This window comes from Rathayibacter sp. AY1A3 (genome assembly GCF_002930975.1).
GTDB lineage: Bacteria > Actinomycetota > Actinomycetes > Actinomycetales > Microbacteriaceae > Rathayibacter.
In genome coordinates this window covers 20,596-38,538 of the sequence record NZ_PSTO01000006.1, presented here as the reverse complement: position 1 = coordinate 38,538, position 17,943 = coordinate 20,596, and the positions used below count along the sequence as shown (strand labels likewise).

Sequence of the window (17,943 nt, the reverse complement as noted above, 5' to 3'; positions counted from 1 at the left end):
GACCAGACCCCGGGAGAGGTCTGCGGGCTCGTGCAGACGTCGGCCGGACGTGCGCGGTTCCTCGCCTCTCGACCGAGGGGCCCTCCTCTCCGCCGACGTTCTGCAGGAGCCGGCCGGGTGGCACGATGTCCGCATGGCCTCCGACCGCCCCGTCCTGCTCGTCGTCGACGTCGCCGACGGCGGCCGCGAGGATCCCGAGTTCGAGATCGAGCTGCAGCTGCTGACCGCGAGCGTCGTCTCGGCCGCCACCGCCGCGGGCTTCGTGGTCGACCGCGTCCCTGCCGAGCAGGCCGGCGCCGCCGAGCTCGAGCGCCGGCTCGCCGCCGCCGACGCCGTCATGGTCACCGGAGGGGAGGACGTCGACCCGTCCCTCTACGGCGGCCGGCCCGACGACCCGCACCGAGGCCAGTCCTTCCCCTCGGCCGACCGCGCGCAGATCGCGCTCGTCCGCCGTGCCGTCGAGACGCGGACCCCGCTGGTCGGGATCTGCCGCGGGATGCAGCTGGTCAACGTCGCCCTCGGCGGCGACCTCGTGCAGCACCTGCCCGGCGCCGGTCACGTGGGCCGGTCGGTCCCCGGCGAGCACCTGTCCGGGATGGTCGACCACCGCGTGGCGCTCGAGCCGGGCAGCGCCCTCGCTCGCATCCTCGGCGCCGCCGAGCTCGTCGTCCGCAGCTCCCACCACCAGGCCGTCGACCGTCCGGGCGAGGGCCTCGTCGTGGTCGGCCGCGCCGACGACGGCACCGTCGAGGCCCTCGAGCACGAGTCCGCGCCGCTCTGGTGCGTGCAGTGGCACCCGGAGGACGCGGGCTCGCGCGGCACCGTGCTCAAGGACCTGCTCGAGGCGGCGCTCGCCGCGACCGCTACTTGATCGACCCGCGCATCACTCCGCTGACCACCCAGCGCTGCGCGAAGAGGTACACGATCAGCAGCGGCGCCATCGCCATCAGGTAGGACGCGAAGGCGACGGTGTAGTTCGTGTTGAACTGCCCCTGGAAGACGTACTCGGCCAGCGGCAGGGTGCGGGCGGACGGGTCCGAGAGCACCACGAGCGGCAGGATGAAGTCGTTCCACGCCCACACGCAGGTCAGGATCCCGACGGTCGCGTTCATCGGGCCGAGCAGCGGGAAGATCACCTGCCAGTAGGTCCGCCAGGTCGAGGCGCCGTCGGTGCGCGCCGCCTCCTCGAGCTCGATCGGGATCGAGCGGATGAAGGCGGTGTAGATGAACGTGTTGATCGAGAGCCCGAACACGGCGTAGAGCAGGATCAGCCCGGCCTGGTTGTCCAGGCCCAGCAGGGCCGTCTCCTTCACCACCGGCAGCATGATGATCGGGAACGGCACGAAGACCGCGGCGAGCAGGTAGAAGTAGACGCCCTTGAAGAACGGCCTGTGCATGTTCCGGGCGACCGCGTAGGCGACCATCGAGTTCGAGAACAGCGTCAGCACGACGGCTCCGACCGTGATCAGCGCGGTGTTCACGAAGGCCTGTGGGAAGCGGGTCGCCGCCCACGCCTCGGCGAAGTTGCCCCACGAGATCGAGGTCGGCAGCTCGAACCCGGTGCCGCCGAGCTGGTCGGGCGTCTTCAGCGCGGTCACGACGGCGAAGTAGAGCGGCAGGAGGATCGTCAGCGAGCAGACCGCGATGAGCGCGGTCGCCCACCAGTTGATCCGGTAGGTGTCGCGGGAGGGCCGCCGCCGCCCCTCGGGCTCGCCGAGGGCGATGGCGGTCGTGGGGGTGATGGTCGATGTCATCAGAACGACGCCTCTCTGCGGCTGAGGACTCGGAACTGGATCAGCGAGACCACGATGATGATGAGGAAGTAGAGGACGGCGTTGGCCGTCTGATAGGCGTACTCGCCGCCCTGGAAGCCGCCGCGGTAGATCAGCAGCGTGATCGACTCCGTCGAGGTGCCGGGACCGCCGTTGGTGAGGGCGATGATGTGGTCGAACACCTGGAGGAAGTTCTTCATCGAGATGACCATGTTGATCGTGAAGAAGGAGGCGATCAGCGGGAACGTGATCGAGGTGAACTGCCGCCACCTCCCCGCTCCGTCGAGCGAGGTCGCCTCGTAGAGCTCGCCCGGGATGGTCTGGAGTCCGGCGAGGTAGATGATGATCGAGAAGGCCGAGGCCTGCCAGACCGCCAGCACCACGATCGCCACCCACGCCCAGTCGGCGTTCGCGAGGATGTTCTCGCCGATCACCGGGATCGCGCCGAGGATCTGCGGCAGCGAGTTCGCGAAGAGGTACTGGAACACGTAGCCGATGACCAGGGTCGAGAGCACGTAGGGGATGAAGTAGATCCCGCGGAACGCCGTCTGGAACTTGATCCGCGCGTTGAGGGCGACGGCGATGGCGAGCGAGATCACGTTCACCAGCACGGTCGCCACGATCGCGAAGCCGAAGGTGAACCCGTAGGCCTTCCAGACGCGGTCGTCCTGGAGGAGCGCGAGGTAGTTCGAGGCGCCGATCAGGTCCCAGGAGCCGTAGCCCGCGTAGTCCGTGAAGCTGAAGAAGATTCCGGTGAGGACCGGGACCGTGTGGAGCACGAAGAAGAGCAGGACGGCGGGGACCGTCATCCAGTAGAAGGTCTTCGAGGTGCGCCCGATGGTGCGCTTGCGGCGCGCGGGCGGCGGAGGAGTGGTCGCCACCGCCTGCGCGGCGGCCGTCGTGGTCGTGGTCATGGGGTCACTTCCTGGTCGTGCGTGCCGCGACTTTGCGCCACTCACTGTCGAGGGTCCGGAGCGCCGCGTCGGCGTCCCCGCTGGCGAGGAACGCCTGGAGCGTGGGGTTGAGCGGGATGCTCGCGGGGATCTGGTGGTCGACGAAGCCGATCAGCCGTCCCTGCTCGAAGTAGGGCTGCAGCTCGGCCAGCGTGGGGTCCGAGTTGGGTGCGGCGCCGACCAGCGGCGAGAAGGCGGCCTGGCTCTCGACGTACGGCTCGACGACTCCGGGGGTCAGCAGGAAGTCGACGAAGCGGCGGGCCGCGTCGAGCTTCGGAGTGCCGCGGCCGATGGCGACGGCCACGTCGACGCCCGAGGTGACCCGCGTGTCCGCGGGGTCGTCGAGCACCGGGTAGGGGAAGACGCCGAGGTCGATGTCGGGGTTGTTCGTGCGCACCGGGTTGATCGCCCAGATGCCCTGCGGGTACATGGCCGCCTCGCCCGCGGCGAAGGCCTGGTTGCCGTCGTCGTAGCCGCGGCCGAACGAGCCCTCCTGCGTGTACGAGAAGAGCTGCCCGAGCCGCTCCATCGTCGTCGCGTAGTCCTTCGTGAACGAGACGGGGGAGTCGGGGCCGAGTGCCGCTCCCTCCTCGCGCATCGCGTCGAAGAAGCCGTCCGGCTGCAGCTGCCCGCCGAGCGCGTTGAAGGCGGGGGCGCCGGTCCAGTTGTCGAGCAGGGCGCCGTAGAAGGGAGTGATCCCTGCGGCGGTGAGCGTCTCGCAGACGGCGATCAGCTCGTCCCAGGTGGTCGGCACCTCGATCCCGTTCTCGGCGAAGATCGTGCGGTTGTAGAGGATCCCGTCCGCGTTGTTCGCGAAGGCGAGCGCGTTCACCTCCTTCCCCTCGAAGCTGCCGAGGGCGGCGAGGATGTCGAGGGCCGCCGGGTTCACCCGCTCGACCAGCTCGTCGCCGGTGAAGTCGTGGAACACGCCGGCCTTCGCGAGGTCGGCGTAGTAGCCGCTGCCGTTCAGGGTCAGCACGTCCGGCACCTTGTCCTTGACGAGCAGGGTGCGGATGGCCGTGTCGGGGTCGGGCACGTTGTTGGCGATGACCCGGATGTCCGGGTTGGCCGCCTCGAACTCGCGGATGATCCGCGCGAAGTCCTCCACCGCCTCCGCCTTGAACTGGAAGAAGTCGAGCGTGGTCACTCCGTCGCCGGCGCCGGGGGAGGCGCAGGAGGCGAGGGCGGCGGCGGACGCCGCGGCGAGCGGCACCGAGAGGAACAGCCGCCGGGAGAACCCGGGGGGATGCGGATGAGCGGACATGCGGCGCCTCCTTGCGCGTGGGGACAGGTCTCAGGGCGCGCTCGACCGCGGAGGGCGGTGCGAGAGCAGGTGCGGCGGCGGGGGAGCGGGGTCGGCTCCGGAGCCGGGAGGGCGGGTCAGAGGGCGGTGAGCACGAGCACGACGAGCTGCTCCGGATCGAGGACGGGGGCCTGGAGCCCGACGGTGCCCAGCACGCGGCCGCGGAGCGCGGTCCCGAGCTCGGCCCAGCCGAGCGGCGACTGCCCGGGGCCGCCGAGCGGCGACGTGACCGGGGCGAGCGCCACGGAGTAGGTGCGCTCCGGGTCCAGGCCCGGGAGCGTGATCCGGCCGGGCGGGTAGGTCTCGCCGGTGCGCAGCTGGGCGAAGGTGAAGAGGGCGGCGGAGCGGTCGGCGGCGACGACTCCGGAGAGCGAGGCGGCGTCGTCGGCGAGGTCGGCGCGCACGACCGTCCCGGTGTGCAGCAGCGCCCGGTGCTCGCGGTGGAAGGCGACCCAGGCGGTCAGCTCCTCCTCGACGGCGGGGGCGAGATCCGAGACGTCCCACTCGATGCCGAGGTGGCCGGGCAGCGCGGTGCCGGCGCGGAAGGCGAGCGAGTGGGTGCGCTGCGTCGAGTGCGACCGCGGCCCTCCGATGTGCTGCCCCATCAGCTCTGGCGGCACCACCAGCTGGGTGAAGGGCTGGATGGTCTGCCGCTCGAGCGGGTCGATGCAGTCGCTCGTCCAGATGCGATCGGTGCGGGCGAGGATCCCGAGGTCGACGCGCGCACCCCCGGACGCGCACGACTCGATCTCGACGCCGGGATGCCGGGAGCGCAGCTCGTCGAGCAGGCGGTAGAGCGCGAGCACGTTCTCGTGGACGGCGGAGCGGCCGGTGGCGGGGGAGACCGCCTCGAGGAGGTCGCGGTTGTGGTCCCACTTGAGGTACGCGATCGGGTACTCCGTCAGCAGCGCGTCGAGGGCGCCGAGCACGTGCTCGAACGCGCCGCGCTGCGACAGATCGAGCACCTGCTGCTGGCGCCCCGAGGGCGGGAGGTGCCCGGCCGGGCCGAGGATCCACTCCGGATGCGCGCGGGCGAGCTCCGAGTCGGGGCTGATCATCTCGGGCTCCACCCAGAGGCCGAACTGCATGCCCAGGCCGGTGACGACGTCCGTCAGCGGGGTGAGGCCGTCCGGCCAGACCGAAGGGTCGACGGTCCAGTCGCCGAGCGCCGCGGTGTCGTCGCGGCGGCCGAGGAACCAGCCGTCGTCGAGCACGAAGCGCTCGACCCCGATCCGCGCGGCCCGCTCGGCGAGGGCGGTGAGGCGAGCGAGGTCGTGGTCGAAGTAGACGGCCTCCCAGGTGTTGAGGGTGACGGGCCGCGGAGCGACGGGGTGCTGCGGGCGGGCGCGGAGCGACGCGTGGAACCGGGCCTGCAAAGCGCTGAGCCCGTCGCCCCAGGAGCCGTAGGCGACCGGCGTCTCGTAGCTCTCGCCCTGCGCGAGCTCGATCTCGGCGGGCCGCAGCAGCTCGCCGGCCGCGAGGAGCGAGACGCCCTCGACGGTGCGCTCGGCGCGGAGCGAGGTGTCGCCGCTCCAGCCGAGGTGGACGCCGTGCACGAGCCCGCGCTCCCAGCCGAAGCCGGGCGTGCCCGCGGCGAGGAGGAGGGTCGCGTCGGCGCCGGGGCGGCCGCGGCGGGTGCGGCGGGTGTGCTCGCCGATGGTCAGTGGGCGGCGCTGCGGGTGGCGCTCGCGGAGGTGGTGCCCGGTGGTGTCGAGGATCTCGCGCGCGGTCGCGGGGAGCGGGAAGCCGAGCTCGAAGCGCTCGAGGCGGAACGGGCGGGCGTCGAGGTTCTCGACCCGGGCGCGCTGGGTGAGCAGGCCGGCCGCGTCGACCTCGAGGTCCACGGTCAGGCGCACGCCCGCGCCGGTGGCGACGGTCCGGAGGGCGGAGCCGAGCGCCTCGATGCTCTCGACCTCGAACCGCTCCGACGCGGCCGCGCGCTCGTGGGTGCCCTCGAAGGTGGGGGCGTGCTGCCAGCCGTCGGCCTCGACGGCGACGAGGCCGAACGGCGCGAAGGCGTCGAGTCCGCCCGAGACGCGCTGGGGGAGGGCGGCGTCGGCGAGGGCGGATAGTTCGGCGGCGGAAAGATCTCCGAGCGCGGCGCCCCAGTGCACGATCGTGGGGAAGGTGACGAGGCGGGCGTCGACGACGACGCTGGTGCCCCCGTCCTGCAGGTGGAAGAGGCGCGATTCCTGGCCGGAGAGGGTCACGGAGTCGTTCGTGGGGGCGATGCTGCGGTGCATGGCTTATTTCTAGAGCAGAAGTAATAGGGGTGTCAAGAGCGGCGCGAGTGTCCGGATCCGTTCCTGGAGGGGCGCACTGCCGGTAGCTTTCTACCAGGCCGGAAAGAAGGAGCCCCGTGACCGACACCATCGTCGCCGAGGACGCCTCCGGGAGCTCCTCCGAGCTCCTGGCGCGCGAGGTCCTGATCCACGGTCCCGTCTCGCGGGCCGAGCTCGGCCGCCGCCTCGGCCTCTCGCCCGCCAGCCTGACCCGGCTCGCGCGCCCGTTCCTCGACGGCGGCCTGGTCGTCGAGGGCCCCGAGCAGAGCACCGGAGTCGGCCGCCCCGCCCGCCCGCTCGACATCCGCGCCGACGCGCTGAGCTTCGCGGGCGTGAAGATCACCGGCACCGAGGTCCTCGCCGTCCGCACCGACCTGCGCGCGCGGACCGAGCGGGAGCTGGTCCGCCCGCTGCCGGGCACGGAGCCCGCCGACGTGATCGCCGCGATCGTCTCGGTCGTCGACGAGCTCGGCGGCCCCTCCGCCTTCGCGGGCCTGGGCGTGACGCTCGGCGGGAGCATCGCCGCCGACGGCCGGGTGAGCCGCGCGCCGTTCCTCGGCTGGCGCGACGTCGACCTCGCCGCTCCGCTCTCCGCCGCCCTCGGGCTGCCGGTCGCCCTCGAGAACGACGTGGTCGCGCTCACGGGAGCCGAGCACTGGTTCGGGCGAGGGCGCGGCATCCCGCACTTCGCGGTGCTCACGGTCGGCGCGGGGGTGGGCTACGGACTGGTGGTGCACGACCGGGTGGTCGCGCCCCCGGAGGCGGGGCTCGGCCTCGGCGGCCACTACCCGCTGGATCCCACCGGGCCCGTCTGCGAGGCCGGCCACCGCGGCTGCTCGACCGCGATGCTCAGCCTGCCCTCGCTCCTCCGCCAGCTCTTCGTCGCCACCGGCCGCGAGCTGACCCTGGCCGAGGGCTTCGCCGCCGCTCGCGCGGGCGACCCCGGTGCCGAGCGCATCCTCGCCGACTCCGGCAACGCGCTCGGGACGATGATCGCCGCGATCGGCAACCTCTCGATGTCCGGCACGGTGATCCTGGCCGGGGAGGGTGTCGCCCTCTACTCGGAGCAGGCCGCGGTGGTGGACGGCGCGATCGCGGCCACGCGCGACCCGGACGCTCCGCCCCTGGCGCTGCTCGTCGACGACGGCGGGCTCGTGGAGTGGGCGCGCGGCGCGGCGGCCGTCGCGATCCAGCGGCTGCTGCCGCGGATCGCGCTCGGGACGCTGGGGTAGCGGGGCTCCGCGGCGCGCGGGCGCTCGGGGTGCCGGGCTGGCGGGTCTTCGCGCCCAGTGGGCCGTCGGCACGCTCGCCCGGCGGGTCTCAGCGCCGCGCGGAGGCTCGGGATGTCGGCCCGGCGGGTGTCTGCTCCGGACGGGTGCCGGGACGCCGGCCTCGCGGGCTAGGCGCCGAGCGCCGAGCCGGGCAGGTCGCTCTGCAGGCCGTCGACGATCCGGCCGAACGCCGCGATCGCCTGGTCGTCGCCGAGACGACCGGAGTCGACTCCCCCGGCGATGCGCAGGACCTCGGCCCGGCGCTCCGCCCGCTCCACCGCGTCGAGCCCGGAGGCCCCGATCGCTGCGGATGCGCGCACTCGCGCGACGATCGTGCCGACGTGCCATCTGCCGCGTGCCATCTGTCTCCTCCTGAAGTCCCCGCCCTTCTTCGGAGCGGACGCACACCCGGATGGGTGCGCGTCCCCGCGTCCTCACCCCCGTCGCTCCGGCGATGCGTCACGAATGGTCGTCATCCGGCCGCCGTGGCGACCGTTCGTGACGCATCGATCGAGTTGGGGAGGCGGAGCGCCCGCTCGCGGAGAGGGGTCCGGGGCGCCAGACTGACGGCGAGCGGAGGGAGGCACGATGCGACGCCTCCGCGCCCTCGCCGCCGCGCTGCTCCTCCTGCCCGCCCTCGCGGCCTGCGCGCCGGCAGGCGCGACAGGCGCCCCGAGCGGCACCGCGGCGGCCACCGCGGCTGCGGCCACCGCCACCCCGGCTCAGGCCGCCCCCGACCCGGCCCGCTCCTCCGCCCCGTCCGCCCCGGCTCCCGGGGTCACCGTCTCCGTCCAGCAGAACCGCTCCGACATCGCCGGCGGCACCATGGCCTTCGAGGTCCACAACGGCAGCGGCGCCCTGATCGAGGTCGCCGCGGCCCGCCTCGTGGACCCGCGCCTCGCCGTCCCGCTCACCTGGACCGGCGGCACGGGCGTCCCCGACGGGACCTCGCGCGACCTCCGCGTCGACGTGCCCGAGCCCGCCTGCCCGGTCGCGGAGGCGCCCGCTGCGCTCGAGGTCGTCCTCGCCATCGACGGCCACGGCGAGCACGCGTACCCCGCCGACGACCCGTTCTCGTTCGTCGACGCTCTCGCCCGGTCCGGCTGCTTCGCCCGCACCGTCGACGCCGACCTCGCCCTGCGGATCGACACGTCCGGAGGCGCCGCGCACGAGCCGGCGCGCCTCACCATCACCGCCGACGTCCGGGGCACCCCCCTCGTGCTCCGCAGCGTCGACGCCACGATCCTGCTGCAGCCGCCCGACGCCGCCGACGCCTGGACCCTCGACCGCTCCGTGCCCGCCGGGACCCTCGGCTCCGTGGTCCTGGACGCCGTCCCCACCCGCTGCGACACCCACGCGCTCGCCGAGGACAAGGTCGGCACGCGCCTGCCGGTCACCGTCGAGACCGCGGGCCGGCAGGGCACCGTCGTCGTCGCCGCGACCCCCGAGCAGAAGGGCGAGCTCTACGCGTTCATCACCGCGTACTGCGCGTCCTGAGCGGGGAGGCGGGCGGTCCGGGGACGCGGACGTCGGCGCCGCGGACGCGTCTCGCCGTCCACCTCGGCCGTCACTCGCCGCCGCTCGCCCGCATCGGCAGGTTGCGCCGTCGGCCGCGCCGAGCCGGTCCCGCCCGCCGTGGGACGAGCCCGGCCTGCCCCGCCCGCCGTGGGACGAGCCCGGCTTGCGCCGCCCGGTGGCTCGGCTCAGCCCGCTCGACTCAGCTCAGCCCGGTTCAGCCAGCGCCCCGCTCCGCTGTGCGCGCCCAGCCGCGCCCGTCCGCTTCACGCCGGCGCCGTGCTCAGCGCCTGCAGCCCCGTCACCCGCAGCAGGTCGAGCCGCGCCTCGTCCTCGCTGCCCGGCGCCACCGTGTAGACGACGATCCGCAGGTCGGTGCCCGGAGCCGTGAGCACGTCGCAGTCGATCGTGATCGGTCCGACGGGCGTCCGCGTCACCGTCTTCCGGCTCGCGCGGTGCTCGGCGATGCGCGCCTCCGCCCAGCGCCGCTCGAACTCGGGCGACTCCTCGCGCAGCCGGGCGACGAGGGCGGCGAGCGCCGGATCGCGCGGGTAGCGCCCGGTCGCCGCGCGCAGGTCGGCCGCGAGGTCGCTCGCGAAGTCCTCCTCGTGCTGCGCGTCGAACTCGGTGCCGGCGTGGCCGGAGGTGAAGTGCCGCCAGACGAGGTTCCGCTCCAGCCCGGTGTACACCGAGGGGTCGCCGTTGAGGGCGGCCCAGAGCGGGTTCCACAGCAGGATGTCGTGGGCCGCCGTGAACACCGCGAGCGGCACGTCGCCCAGGCGGTCGACGATCCGCTGCACGCCCGGGCTCACGTGCTGCGGCACGACGCCCGGCGAGGGGACGGCGGCACCGGCGACCCGGTAGAGGTGGTCGCGCTCGCTGTCCGTGAGCCGGAGCGCGACCGCGAGCGAGCGGAGCATCGACGGCGACGGGTTCCGCGCGCGTCCCTGCTCGAGCCGCACCAGGTAGTCGACGCTCACGCCCGAGAGCGCCGCCAGCTCCTCGCGGCGCAGGCCCGTGGCGCGGCGGCCCGAGCCCGCGGGCAGGCCGACGTCGGCGGGACGGATGCGGTCGCGCCACGAGCGCAGCACCGTGGCGAACTCCTCCATGCCGCCCATCCTCCTCCGCCCGCCGTCGCCGAGCCAGGTACTGACGGTCCCCCCGTCGAGCGCGGCCTGGTCGAGGCCCGACGACCCGCGCAGGATGGGCGCATGACCACGACACTCATCACCGGAGCGAACCGCTCCCTCGGCCTCGAGACCGCCCGCCGACTCCTCGAGGCGGGCCACACCGTCTACGCCGGCATGCGCGACACCGCCGACGGCGACGCCGCCCGCGCGCTCGGCGCCCACCCCGTGCGCCTCGACGTCACCGATCAGGCGAGCGTCGACTCCGCGATCGCCTCCCTGCCCGGGCTCGACGTGCTCGTCAACAACGCCGGCGTGCTCGGCACCTCGTTCGGCGTCGACGACCTCACCCCGGAGGCGATGGCGGGCGTCCTCGAGACGAACGTCGTCGGCATCGTCCGCGTCACGCAGGCCGCGCTCCCGCTGCTGCGGGCCTCCGCGGCCCCGGTCGTCGTGAACGTGGCGTCCGGAGTCGGCTGGCCGCGCTGGCTGAGCACCGAGGGCCACGACGAGTTCCCCGTCACCGCGATCCCCTACGCGGCCTCGAAGGCGGCGGTCGTCGCGCTCACCGTGCAGTACGCGAAGAACCTGCCGGCGATGCGGATCAACGCGAGCGACCCCGGATACACCGCGACCGACTTCAACGGACACGGCGGCCACCAGACCGTCACCGAGGGCACGGACGCGACCGTCGCGCTGGCTCTGCTCGGCTCCGGTGGGCCGACGGGCGAGTTCCACGACCGGCGCGGGCGCATCGAGTACTGAGCGGCGGGGAGGGCGGGCGCGGCCGGGCGGGGGTGGCCGGACGCCGGCCCGGACCCGGCAGGCGTCCGCGCGCCCGTTCGAGGAGCCGCAGCCCCGAGTCCGGCCTGCGTCCACGTGCGCGTTCGAGCAGATCCCGCCCCGACCCTACGTGCGTCCGCGCACGCCCGAGACGCGGTGAGGTCCCCGAACCCGCCCTCGGCGCACCGGCCAGCACATGGTGATGAGGTGTCCTGTCTGCGCGGTCACCGGTCCTCGGTGCTGGGCTGTGAGTGACGGCCGGAGCCGGGACGCTGCCCACCGCGTGACAGAGGGCCGGATGAACCGCCGGCCCGACGGTGCGTGCTCGCTCCGGTGCGCCTACCGACTCACCGCGTCTCGTGTCAGCTCTGCAGCTCGACCCCCCAGTTCGTCCTCTGGACGTCGGCGTCGAGCCCGCGCAGCTCGCGCGCCACGGCGTCGGCCTGCTCGCGCAGCTCCCGCACCGGCAGCGCGGGCAGGCGGCGCAGCTCGCTCCGGAGCTGGCGGTAGCCGCGCTCGCCGGCGGCCGCGTCGGCCGCGCGGGTCAGGAGGCTGTGCCGGGCGCGCAGGGCCTCGCGCCGGGCGAGCGCCGCGGTCAGCACCTCTCCGGTGGGAGTGGTGGCCGTCGCGTTGGTGAGGTTGATCGCCGTGACCAGCCGCTCGAGCTCGCCCAGTGCGCGCGTGCAGTCGGCGAGCAGCTCGGCCGGGTCCTCGGTCGGCTCCTCTCCCTCCTGGTAGGAGGCGTTCGCGACGATCCGCGACTGGAGGGCCTCGATCCGCTTCTGCAGGTCGGCCCGCTCGAGGAGTGCTTCGGCGAGAGTCATGCGACCAGGCAAGCACACATCGACGCGACCCGCGCCCCTAGGCTGCGACCGTGCCGCTGCAGAACCATCCCGGAGACGTCGAGTTCCCCGTCCGACCCCGGCTGCGCTACGCGCGGGCGGCCGATGCCCACCGGCGCGGTCAGGGCGCCGGACGCCGCGCGCTTCTGGTGACCGCCTTCGCGGCTCCGGTGGGCCTGGTCGGCTTCGCATGGGGGCTCGCGCTCGGCGGCGGCGAGAGCGTCGTCGCGTTCACGGCGTTCGCGTCCGCTCTGGCCTTCGGGCTGCTCGCCGCCACGGTCGGCTTCCAGCAGTGGGATGCGCGCGCGCCGCGCCGCGAGCAGCTCGCGTACCTCGGCGCGGCCGGCTCGCCGACCCCGTCCCTCCGCCAGCAGCAGCTGCTCGCGCTCGACGCGGTCAGCGACTTCTCGTTCGCCGGCTGGAACTCCTCCCTCGCGTTCCAGCCCTCGTGGGCCGAGCTCCCGGAGGAGCTGCGGCGCCGATACGCCGACGGAGCGAAGGGAGCGCCGTGGCAGCAGCTGCCGCTGCATCCGCTCGTCGAGCACCGGGTCGCGCTCGACCGCGACTTCCGCATCGCCTCGGCCGACGACGTCGAGCTGCTGGTCGCCGACGTGCTCACCCGCGGGCCGCTCTCGACCCGTTTCGCCGAGGTCTCGGCCTCCGCCGACGCCGAGCGGATGCGCTCCCGAGTCGCCGCGCTCACGGGCGGCAGCGAGTTCCACCTCCTCGAGCTCGCCCAGGCGGTCGACGGGCGTCCGCCGCTCCTCCTGCTCGCGGGCGACGCCGAGCGCACGATCGGCGCGATCCGCTACGCCTACGTCGCCGGCTACCTCCCGGCGGCGCGCGCCTGGGAGCTGCTGGCCGCGGTCGGCGACCGCGTCTTCGAGCGCTACTCCGGCTGGGACGCCTACTGGGCCGACGCGGCCCTCGCCATCGCCTTCCGCACCGACTCGCTCGGCGCGGTGCAGCACCACCATCGGCTGCGCGCGGAGCTCGCGGCGTCGGGGTGGCCGGCGGCGTCGGTGCCGTACCCGGGCTGATCGCGGGGGCGGCTGCGGAGACGGTGCCTCCGAGCCGGAGCGTCCGGACCGGAGGCGTGCGCCCGCGCGGTGACCTCCGCCGCCGACGGGCTGTCGACGCGGCGAGCGCTGCGGCCCCGGGGTCAGCCCAGCTTCGAGGCGGGCACCGCCTCGAGGTGGAGCAGGTCGCGGCGCAGGCGCTGCGAGCGGACGTAGCTGCTCAGCACGTGCTCGGGCGAGGGCGGGGAGTCGCTCCCGCCGAGGAGGGCGCGCGCGGTCGTGAGGCGTGCGCGGCGGATCTCGTCGAACACGGTGGTGCCGTTCCGCGCGAAGGTGCGCTGCAGCGTCCGCTTCGGGACGCCGAGGCGCTCGCAGATCTCCTGGACCGAGAGGCGGGGGTCGGTGGACATCGCGGCGATCAGGGCGAGGGCGCGCGTGTAGACGTCCTCGCTGCTCTCGCGCGGCAGCGAGGTCGCCAGCACAGCGCCCGCCAGCTGCTCGACGGCGGCCCGCACCAGGGGGAAGGCGGGGGAGTCGGCGTCGAGGGTGGAGCCGAAGGTCGCGTTGACGGTCGAGAGCAGGATGCCGCGGCTGGCCGGGTCGGCCTCGGTGACGACGGCGCCACGGTCGGCCGAGTCGACCAGGCCCAGCAGCGGGCGGTCGAGGGCGATCTCGGTGCGGGCGCTCGGGGTGTCGGTCACGATCGTGAACGGGGAGTCGCAGTGGAGGAAGGCGATGTCGCCCGGCGCGACACGGACCTCGAGCGCCGCCGGATCGTCCGGCTGGATCACGATCGCGCCCTCGAGCGGGATGATCAGGCGGACGCCCGGGCCGATGGCGGAGGTGCGGTGCAGGCGGGCCGGCGAGTGCCAGATCCGGAGCACGTCGACGCCGTCGCTGCAGAGGGTGTCGGCCACGATGCGGAACGCGCCGTTCGCGCGGACGTCGACGCCGCTCTGGGCCAGCCACGCGGCCGCCGCGGTGTCCCGGCGGGACACCCCGCGATCGACGATCGGTCGGCTGCCTTCTGCGATTCCCCTCACGGCGGAGTCCTTTCCTCTGGCGCGTCCTCCGTACGACGCGATCCCTCTACCCTGGCCGATCCGGCCCGGTGGTGAGAAGTCTTCATGCGATCGCATCGTCGCTCACCTCCACCGCAAGGTGTCGGATCCCGCCATCGGGGGACGGAACCGCACCTCCGGAGTGCGCCTCGGATCGACGTGGACCTCGAGCGCGGCGACGTCGGTGAACGGCCGGTCGTCGCTCGTGCGGCCCCGCAGCACGATGGAGTGGCGGAGCATCCGCGGTGCCCGCAGCGGCGCGATCGTGTAGTGCGCGACGGCCACGAATCCCGCTCCCGGGGCGACCCGCTCGGGCCGGCCGACGACGGTGACTGGGGCCTCGTCGTAGTCGAGCTCGACGCCCGAGCCGTCGGTGAAGGAGCCGCAGAACAGGGCGAGATCGTGCAGGGCGGCGGTGCCGGAGTTGTGGAACTGCATCCAGAAGGTGATCACAGCGACGGACCCGCGGGCGGGCGCGAGCCGCACCGCGCTGCCGTCGAGGACGAGGTGCGGGGGCGCATCGAGCGTCGGAGCTCCGAGCATCAGCCGCGCCGCCTGACGCCCGCCGCCGGTGCGGCCACCGGTTGCGCTGCGCGTCCCGCCAGCTGCAGGAGGCCGCACGCGGCGACCACTCCGACGAGGGCGGCCGCCCAGCTCAGGTCCTGCTGGTCGAACTCGCGGAGGTGTGCCGGGACGCCCGTGAATCCGAGGATCCCCTGGGCCGCGGCGACGGTGGCGAAGGCGAGCATCGCGGCCGTGGCGGCGACCGCGGCCGGGGTGGGCGGGTCGCCCTCCGAGTCCTGGGCGAAGCGGCGGACGGCGTGCGCGAGGGCGAGTGCGCAGAGGGCTGCGGCGACGAGGGCGGCCGCGGTGTAGGCCGGGCCGGCGGCCAGGAGGAGGAGGGCGCCGACGACGACCCGCAGGCAGGCCGGGAGGACGCCGGGAGCGCTGCATCCGCGCGCGCCCGGGCCTCCGCCGAGGGCCGCGGCGCGGGCGCGGGACTCCTCGAGGCGCCTCCGGACGCCATCAGGACCAGCGGCGCGGAGCAGGGCGGTCGCGCTGCTCGCCTCGGGCGCGAACGCTCACGAGGCAGGCGCGCCAGAACGTCAGAACGCGCCAGTGGACCGTGCCGCCGAGCTGTGCCAACGGCACCGCGGAACGTGCCACGCGCCTCCGAGTGCCCGCTGCGCGCCGTTTCGAGACGGCCTACGATCACCGGATGGACGAGGTGCGGGACGCGTACGGCGCGCGGGCGGAGGAGTACGCGGCGCTGCTCGGATCGGTCGACGCGGGGCCCGCGGCCGATCGCGAGCTGATCGGGTCGTGGGCCGACGGGCTGGAGGGCACGGTCGCCGATGTGGGCTGCGGGCCCGGGCACTGGACGGAGTTCCTCCAGCGCCGCGGAGCCGCCGCTATCGGCGTCGATCCGGTGCCGGAGTTCGTCGCTCTGGCGCGGGCGCGGTTCCCGGACGTCCCGTTCCGGCTCGGCTCGGCGCTCGAGCTCGACGTCGACGGCCTCGGGGGCGTTCTCGCGTGGTACTCGCTCATCCACCTGCCGCCGGCGGAGCTGCCCGGCGCGGTCGCGGCGCTCGCCGCGCACCTCCGACCGGGCGGAAGCCTGCTGATCGGCTTCTTCGAGGGGCCGCGCTCGGAGGCGTTCGCGCACGCCGTCGCACCGGCCTGGTTCCATCCGCTCGCCGAGATGCGCGCCCTCGTCGAGCAGGCCGGCCTCGAGGTGACCCACTCGCTCCGCCGCAGCGCCCCCGGCGTCCGCGACCACGGCGAGCTGATCGCTGTACTCCCGCGCTGACGCCGAGCTGATCGCTGTCCTCCCACGCTGACGGCGAGCTGATCGCTGTCCTCCCACGCTGACGGCGAGCTGATCGCCGTCCGCCCACGCTGACGCCGAGCTGATCGCCGACCTGTGATCCGGACGCCGCCGACGCCCCGCTGGTTCCGCGCTGACGGCTCCCGCTCTCGCTGGTCACCGGCGGCCGGCGTCCCGGCCCACCGCATCCCCTCGAGACACCACCGCCCCGCCGAGGCGCCGCCGTCTCAGCAGTGCTGCGGCGGTCCCGGCGGTGTCTCGGCGGACGAGGGCCGCCGCGCCTAGAGGCGGTCGGCGCGCCACTCCGTGGGGATCTCCTCGCCGCGGCGGAACGCCTCCTCCTCGCGCTCGCGCAGCTCGACGCGGCGGATCTTGCCCGAGATCGTCTTGGGCAGGGGGTGGAACTCGAGGCGCCGCACCCGCTCGAAGGAGGAGAGCAGCTCCCGGGTGTGGGCGAAGATCGCGCTCGCCGTCTCGGCGGTCGGCTCCCAGCCGTCGGCGAGGGTGACGTACGCCTTCACCACGCTGTGGCGCACCTCGTCCGGAGCCGGCACCACCGCGGACTCGGCGACGGCGGGGTGCTGCAGCAGCACGCTCTCGACCTCGAACGGCGAGATCTTGAAGTCGGAGGACTTGAAGATGTCGTCGGTGCGGCCCACGAAGGTGATCGTGCCGTCGACCGCGCGGACCGCCACGTCGCCGGTGTGGAAGTAGCCGTCGGCGCGGGCGCGCTCGGTGCGGTCCTCGTCGCCGAGGTAGCCGGACATCAGGTTGACGGGCTCGACGGAGAGGTCGAGGCAGATCTCACCGGTGGAGGCGGGCTCGCCGGTCAGCGGATCGACGAGGGCGATGGCGACGCCGGGCAGCGCGCGGCCCATCGCTCCGGGGACCACGGGGGCGCCGGGCGGGTTCGCGATGATCGCGGTGGTCTCGGTCTGGCCGTAGCCGTCGCGGATGGTGAGTCCCCACTCCCGCTCGACGGTCGCGATGACCTCGGGGTTGAGCGGCTCGCCCGCCGAGAGGATCTCGGTCAGCGCGCGCGGCTTCGCTCCCAGCGCCGACTGGATCAGCATCCGCCACACGGTCGGCGGCGCGCAGAACGTGGTGACCTCGGCCCGGTCGAGCTGCTGGTGCAGAGCGGTGGGGGAGAAGCGGCTGTAGTTGTAGACGAACACCGTCGCCTCGGCGTTCCACGGCGCGAAGAAGCAGCTCCACGCGTGCTTGCCCCAGCCCGGCGAGCTGATCGCCATGTGCACGTCGCCCGGCTGGACGCCGAGCCAGTACATCGTGCTGAGGTGCCCCACGGGGTACGACTCGTGGGTGTGCACGACCATCTTGGGCTTCGAGGTGGTGCCGGAGGTGAAGTAGATCAGGCACGGATCGGAGCTCTGGACGACCACGGTCGGGTTGATGCCGAAGGGCTCGAGCGAGTCGGCGTAGTCCAGCCAGCCCTCGACGGCGCCGCCGACCGCGATGCGGCCGAAGCCGCCCTCCATCTCGTCGAACTTGGCTGTCTCGGAGGCGTCCGCGATGACGTGCGCGACCTCGCCGCGCTCGAGGCGGTCGGCCAGGTCGGCGGGTGAGAGCAGGGTCGTCGTGGGGAGGATGACCGCGCCGAGCTTCATGATCGCGAGCATCGACTCCCACAGCTCGAGGCGGTTGCCGAGCATGAGCATCACGTGATCGCCCTGCTCGACGCCGACCGAGTGGAGCCAGGCGGCGACCTCGTCGGAGCGCCAGCGCATCCGGTCGAAGGAGTACTTCTCCTCGGAGCCGTCCTCCTCCACGATCCAGAGGGCGGGGCGCTCGTTGCCGATGGCGATCGCGTCGAACCAGTCCACCGCCCAGTTGAAGCGGGGCCCGACGTCCGGCCACTGGAAGGCCTCGTTCGCGGCGACCGCATCGGTGCGGTGCTGCAGGAGGGTGTCGCGGGCGGCGCGGAAGCTCCCGGTGGGGTTCATGCATGTCTCCGTAGCGGTCGAGGTCCGGCCGCTGGCGGGACCGACCCCCATTCTGCTCCCGCCGCGGTGCCGGGTGCTGCGCGACGGAGGCCCGGTGGGGACGCACGTCGGAGGGAGCACCTGTGGAGGAGCGGCCGAGTCCGTCCCACGAACGGCACGGCGTCAGCGGGAGAGCGGAGGGCCCGCCGGCCGCAGCAGGCGCTCCCTCCGCTCCCTCCGCGGGACC

Annotated in this window: 17 protein-coding genes; 6 read left to right on the top strand and 11 right to left on the bottom strand. The window is 74.0% G+C overall.

Annotated features, from left to right (window positions below):
• Positions 1 to 133: 133 nt before the first annotated feature.
• Positions 134 to 871 carry a gamma-glutamyl-gamma-aminobutyrate hydrolase family protein gene (locus tag C5C10_RS04310; protein WP_104328615.1) on the top strand — a complete coding sequence of 246 codons (738 nt, stop codon included), beginning with the start codon at positions 134 to 136 and terminating at the stop codon, positions 869 to 871.
• Here C5C10_RS04310 and C5C10_RS04305 read toward each other — a convergent pair.
• The 4 genes from C5C10_RS04305 to C5C10_RS04290 form a co-directional block, all read right to left on the bottom strand.
• Positions 864 to 1,754, bottom strand: a complete 891-nt coding sequence (locus tag C5C10_RS04305; protein ID WP_104328614.1) for a carbohydrate ABC transporter permease — start codon at positions 1,752 to 1,754, stop codon at positions 864 to 866. The genes C5C10_RS04310 and C5C10_RS04305 overlap by 8 nt on opposite strands.
• A complete protein-coding gene (locus C5C10_RS04300; protein WP_104225874.1) occupies positions 1,754 to 2,686 on the bottom strand; it encodes a carbohydrate ABC transporter permease in 933 nt (310 codons plus the stop codon). Before C5C10_RS04300 ends, C5C10_RS04305 begins: the two co-directional genes overlap by 1 nt.
• Positions 2,687 to 2,690: 4 nt before the next feature.
• The gene (locus C5C10_RS04295) at positions 2,691 to 3,989 is read right to left on the bottom strand and encodes an ABC transporter substrate-binding protein (RefSeq protein WP_104326861.1); all 1,299 of its coding nucleotides are present in this window, start codon (positions 3,987 to 3,989) and stop codon (positions 2,691 to 2,693) included.
• 116 nt (positions 3,990 to 4,105) lie between these two features.
• The gene (locus C5C10_RS04290) at positions 4,106 to 6,271 is read right to left on the bottom strand and encodes an alpha-galactosidase (protein ID WP_104328613.1); all 2,166 of its coding nucleotides are present in this window, start codon (positions 6,269 to 6,271) and stop codon (positions 4,106 to 4,108) included.
• A gap of 116 nt (positions 6,272 to 6,387) precedes the next feature.
• Between C5C10_RS04290 and C5C10_RS04285 the strand changes: the two genes are divergently transcribed.
• Positions 6,388 to 7,542, top strand: a complete 1,155-nt coding sequence (locus C5C10_RS04285; RefSeq protein WP_104328612.1) for an ROK family transcriptional regulator — start codon at positions 6,388 to 6,390, stop codon at positions 7,540 to 7,542.
• A gap of 167 nt (positions 7,543 to 7,709) precedes the next feature.
• Here C5C10_RS04285 and C5C10_RS04280 read toward each other — a convergent pair whose 3' ends face one another.
• Complete coding sequence (locus C5C10_RS04280; protein WP_104224027.1) at positions 7,710 to 7,943, bottom strand: hypothetical protein; 234 nt, start codon at positions 7,941 to 7,943, stop codon at positions 7,710 to 7,712.
• Between the two features lie 226 nt (positions 7,944 to 8,169).
• Here C5C10_RS04280 and C5C10_RS04275 point away from each other — a divergent pair, with 226 nt between their 5' ends.
• Positions 8,170 to 9,078 (top strand): hypothetical protein, encoded by a 909-nt coding sequence (locus C5C10_RS04275; protein ID WP_104328611.1) that lies wholly within the window; start codon positions 8,170 to 8,172, stop codon positions 9,076 to 9,078.
• A 284-nt stretch (positions 9,079 to 9,362) separates the two neighbouring features.
• Here the strand turns inward: C5C10_RS04275 and C5C10_RS04270 are convergent, their stop codons facing one another.
• Positions 9,363 to 10,205, bottom strand: coding sequence for a helix-turn-helix transcriptional regulator (locus tag C5C10_RS04270; protein ID WP_104248302.1), 843 nt, complete (start codon positions 10,203 to 10,205; stop codon positions 9,363 to 9,365).
• Between the two features lie 102 nt (positions 10,206 to 10,307).
• Here C5C10_RS04270 and C5C10_RS04265 point away from each other — a divergent pair, with 102 nt between their 5' ends.
• Positions 10,308 to 10,988, top strand: a complete 681-nt coding sequence (locus C5C10_RS04265; protein ID WP_104328610.1) for an SDR family NAD(P)-dependent oxidoreductase — start codon at positions 10,308 to 10,310, stop codon at positions 10,986 to 10,988.
• A 380-nt stretch (positions 10,989 to 11,368) separates the two neighbouring features.
• Here the strand turns inward: C5C10_RS04265 and C5C10_RS04260 are convergent, their stop codons facing one another.
• Positions 11,369 to 11,830, bottom strand: coding sequence for a DIP1984 family protein (locus C5C10_RS04260; RefSeq protein WP_104224023.1), 462 nt, complete (start codon positions 11,828 to 11,830; stop codon positions 11,369 to 11,371).
• Between the two features lie 50 nt (positions 11,831 to 11,880).
• On the opposite strand from C5C10_RS04260, the gene C5C10_RS04255 reads away from it, so the two are divergent.
• Positions 11,881 to 12,888 carry a DUF1266 domain-containing protein gene (locus C5C10_RS04255; RefSeq protein WP_104328609.1) on the top strand — a complete coding sequence of 336 codons (1,008 nt, stop codon included), beginning with the start codon at positions 11,881 to 11,883 and terminating at the stop codon, positions 12,886 to 12,888.
• A 122-nt stretch (positions 12,889 to 13,010) separates the two neighbouring features.
• Here the strand turns inward: C5C10_RS04255 and C5C10_RS04250 are convergent, their stop codons facing one another.
• The 3 genes from C5C10_RS04250 to C5C10_RS04240 all read right to left on the bottom strand — a co-directional run bounded on the left by C5C10_RS04250 (position 13,011) and on the right by C5C10_RS04240 (position 14,677).
• A complete protein-coding gene (locus tag C5C10_RS04250; protein WP_181073390.1) occupies positions 13,011 to 13,865 on the bottom strand; it encodes a helix-turn-helix domain-containing protein in 855 nt (284 codons plus the stop codon).
• A 147-nt stretch (positions 13,866 to 14,012) separates the two neighbouring features.
• Positions 14,013 to 14,471, bottom strand: a complete 459-nt coding sequence (locus C5C10_RS04245; protein ID WP_104328607.1) for a hypothetical protein — start codon at positions 14,469 to 14,471, stop codon at positions 14,013 to 14,015.
• Positions 14,471 to 14,677, bottom strand: a complete 207-nt coding sequence (locus C5C10_RS04240) for a hypothetical protein (RefSeq protein WP_104328606.1) — start codon at positions 14,675 to 14,677, stop codon at positions 14,471 to 14,473. The genes C5C10_RS04245 and C5C10_RS04240 overlap by 1 nt, the downstream gene beginning before the upstream one ends.
• A gap of 470 nt (positions 14,678 to 15,147) precedes the next feature.
• Between C5C10_RS04240 and C5C10_RS04235 the strand changes: the two genes are divergently transcribed.
• On the top strand, positions 15,148 to 15,738 hold the full coding sequence (locus tag C5C10_RS04235; protein ID WP_104328605.1) for a trans-aconitate 2-methyltransferase: 591 nt from the start codon (positions 15,148 to 15,150) through the stop codon (positions 15,736 to 15,738).
• 299 nt (positions 15,739 to 16,037) lie between these two features.
• On the opposite strand, the gene C5C10_RS04230 is transcribed toward C5C10_RS04235, so the two are convergent.
• On the bottom strand, positions 16,038 to 17,717 hold the full coding sequence (locus tag C5C10_RS04230) for an AMP-binding protein (protein ID WP_104328604.1): 1,680 nt from the start codon (positions 17,715 to 17,717) through the stop codon (positions 16,038 to 16,040).
• Positions 17,718 to 17,943: the final 226 nt, after the last annotated feature.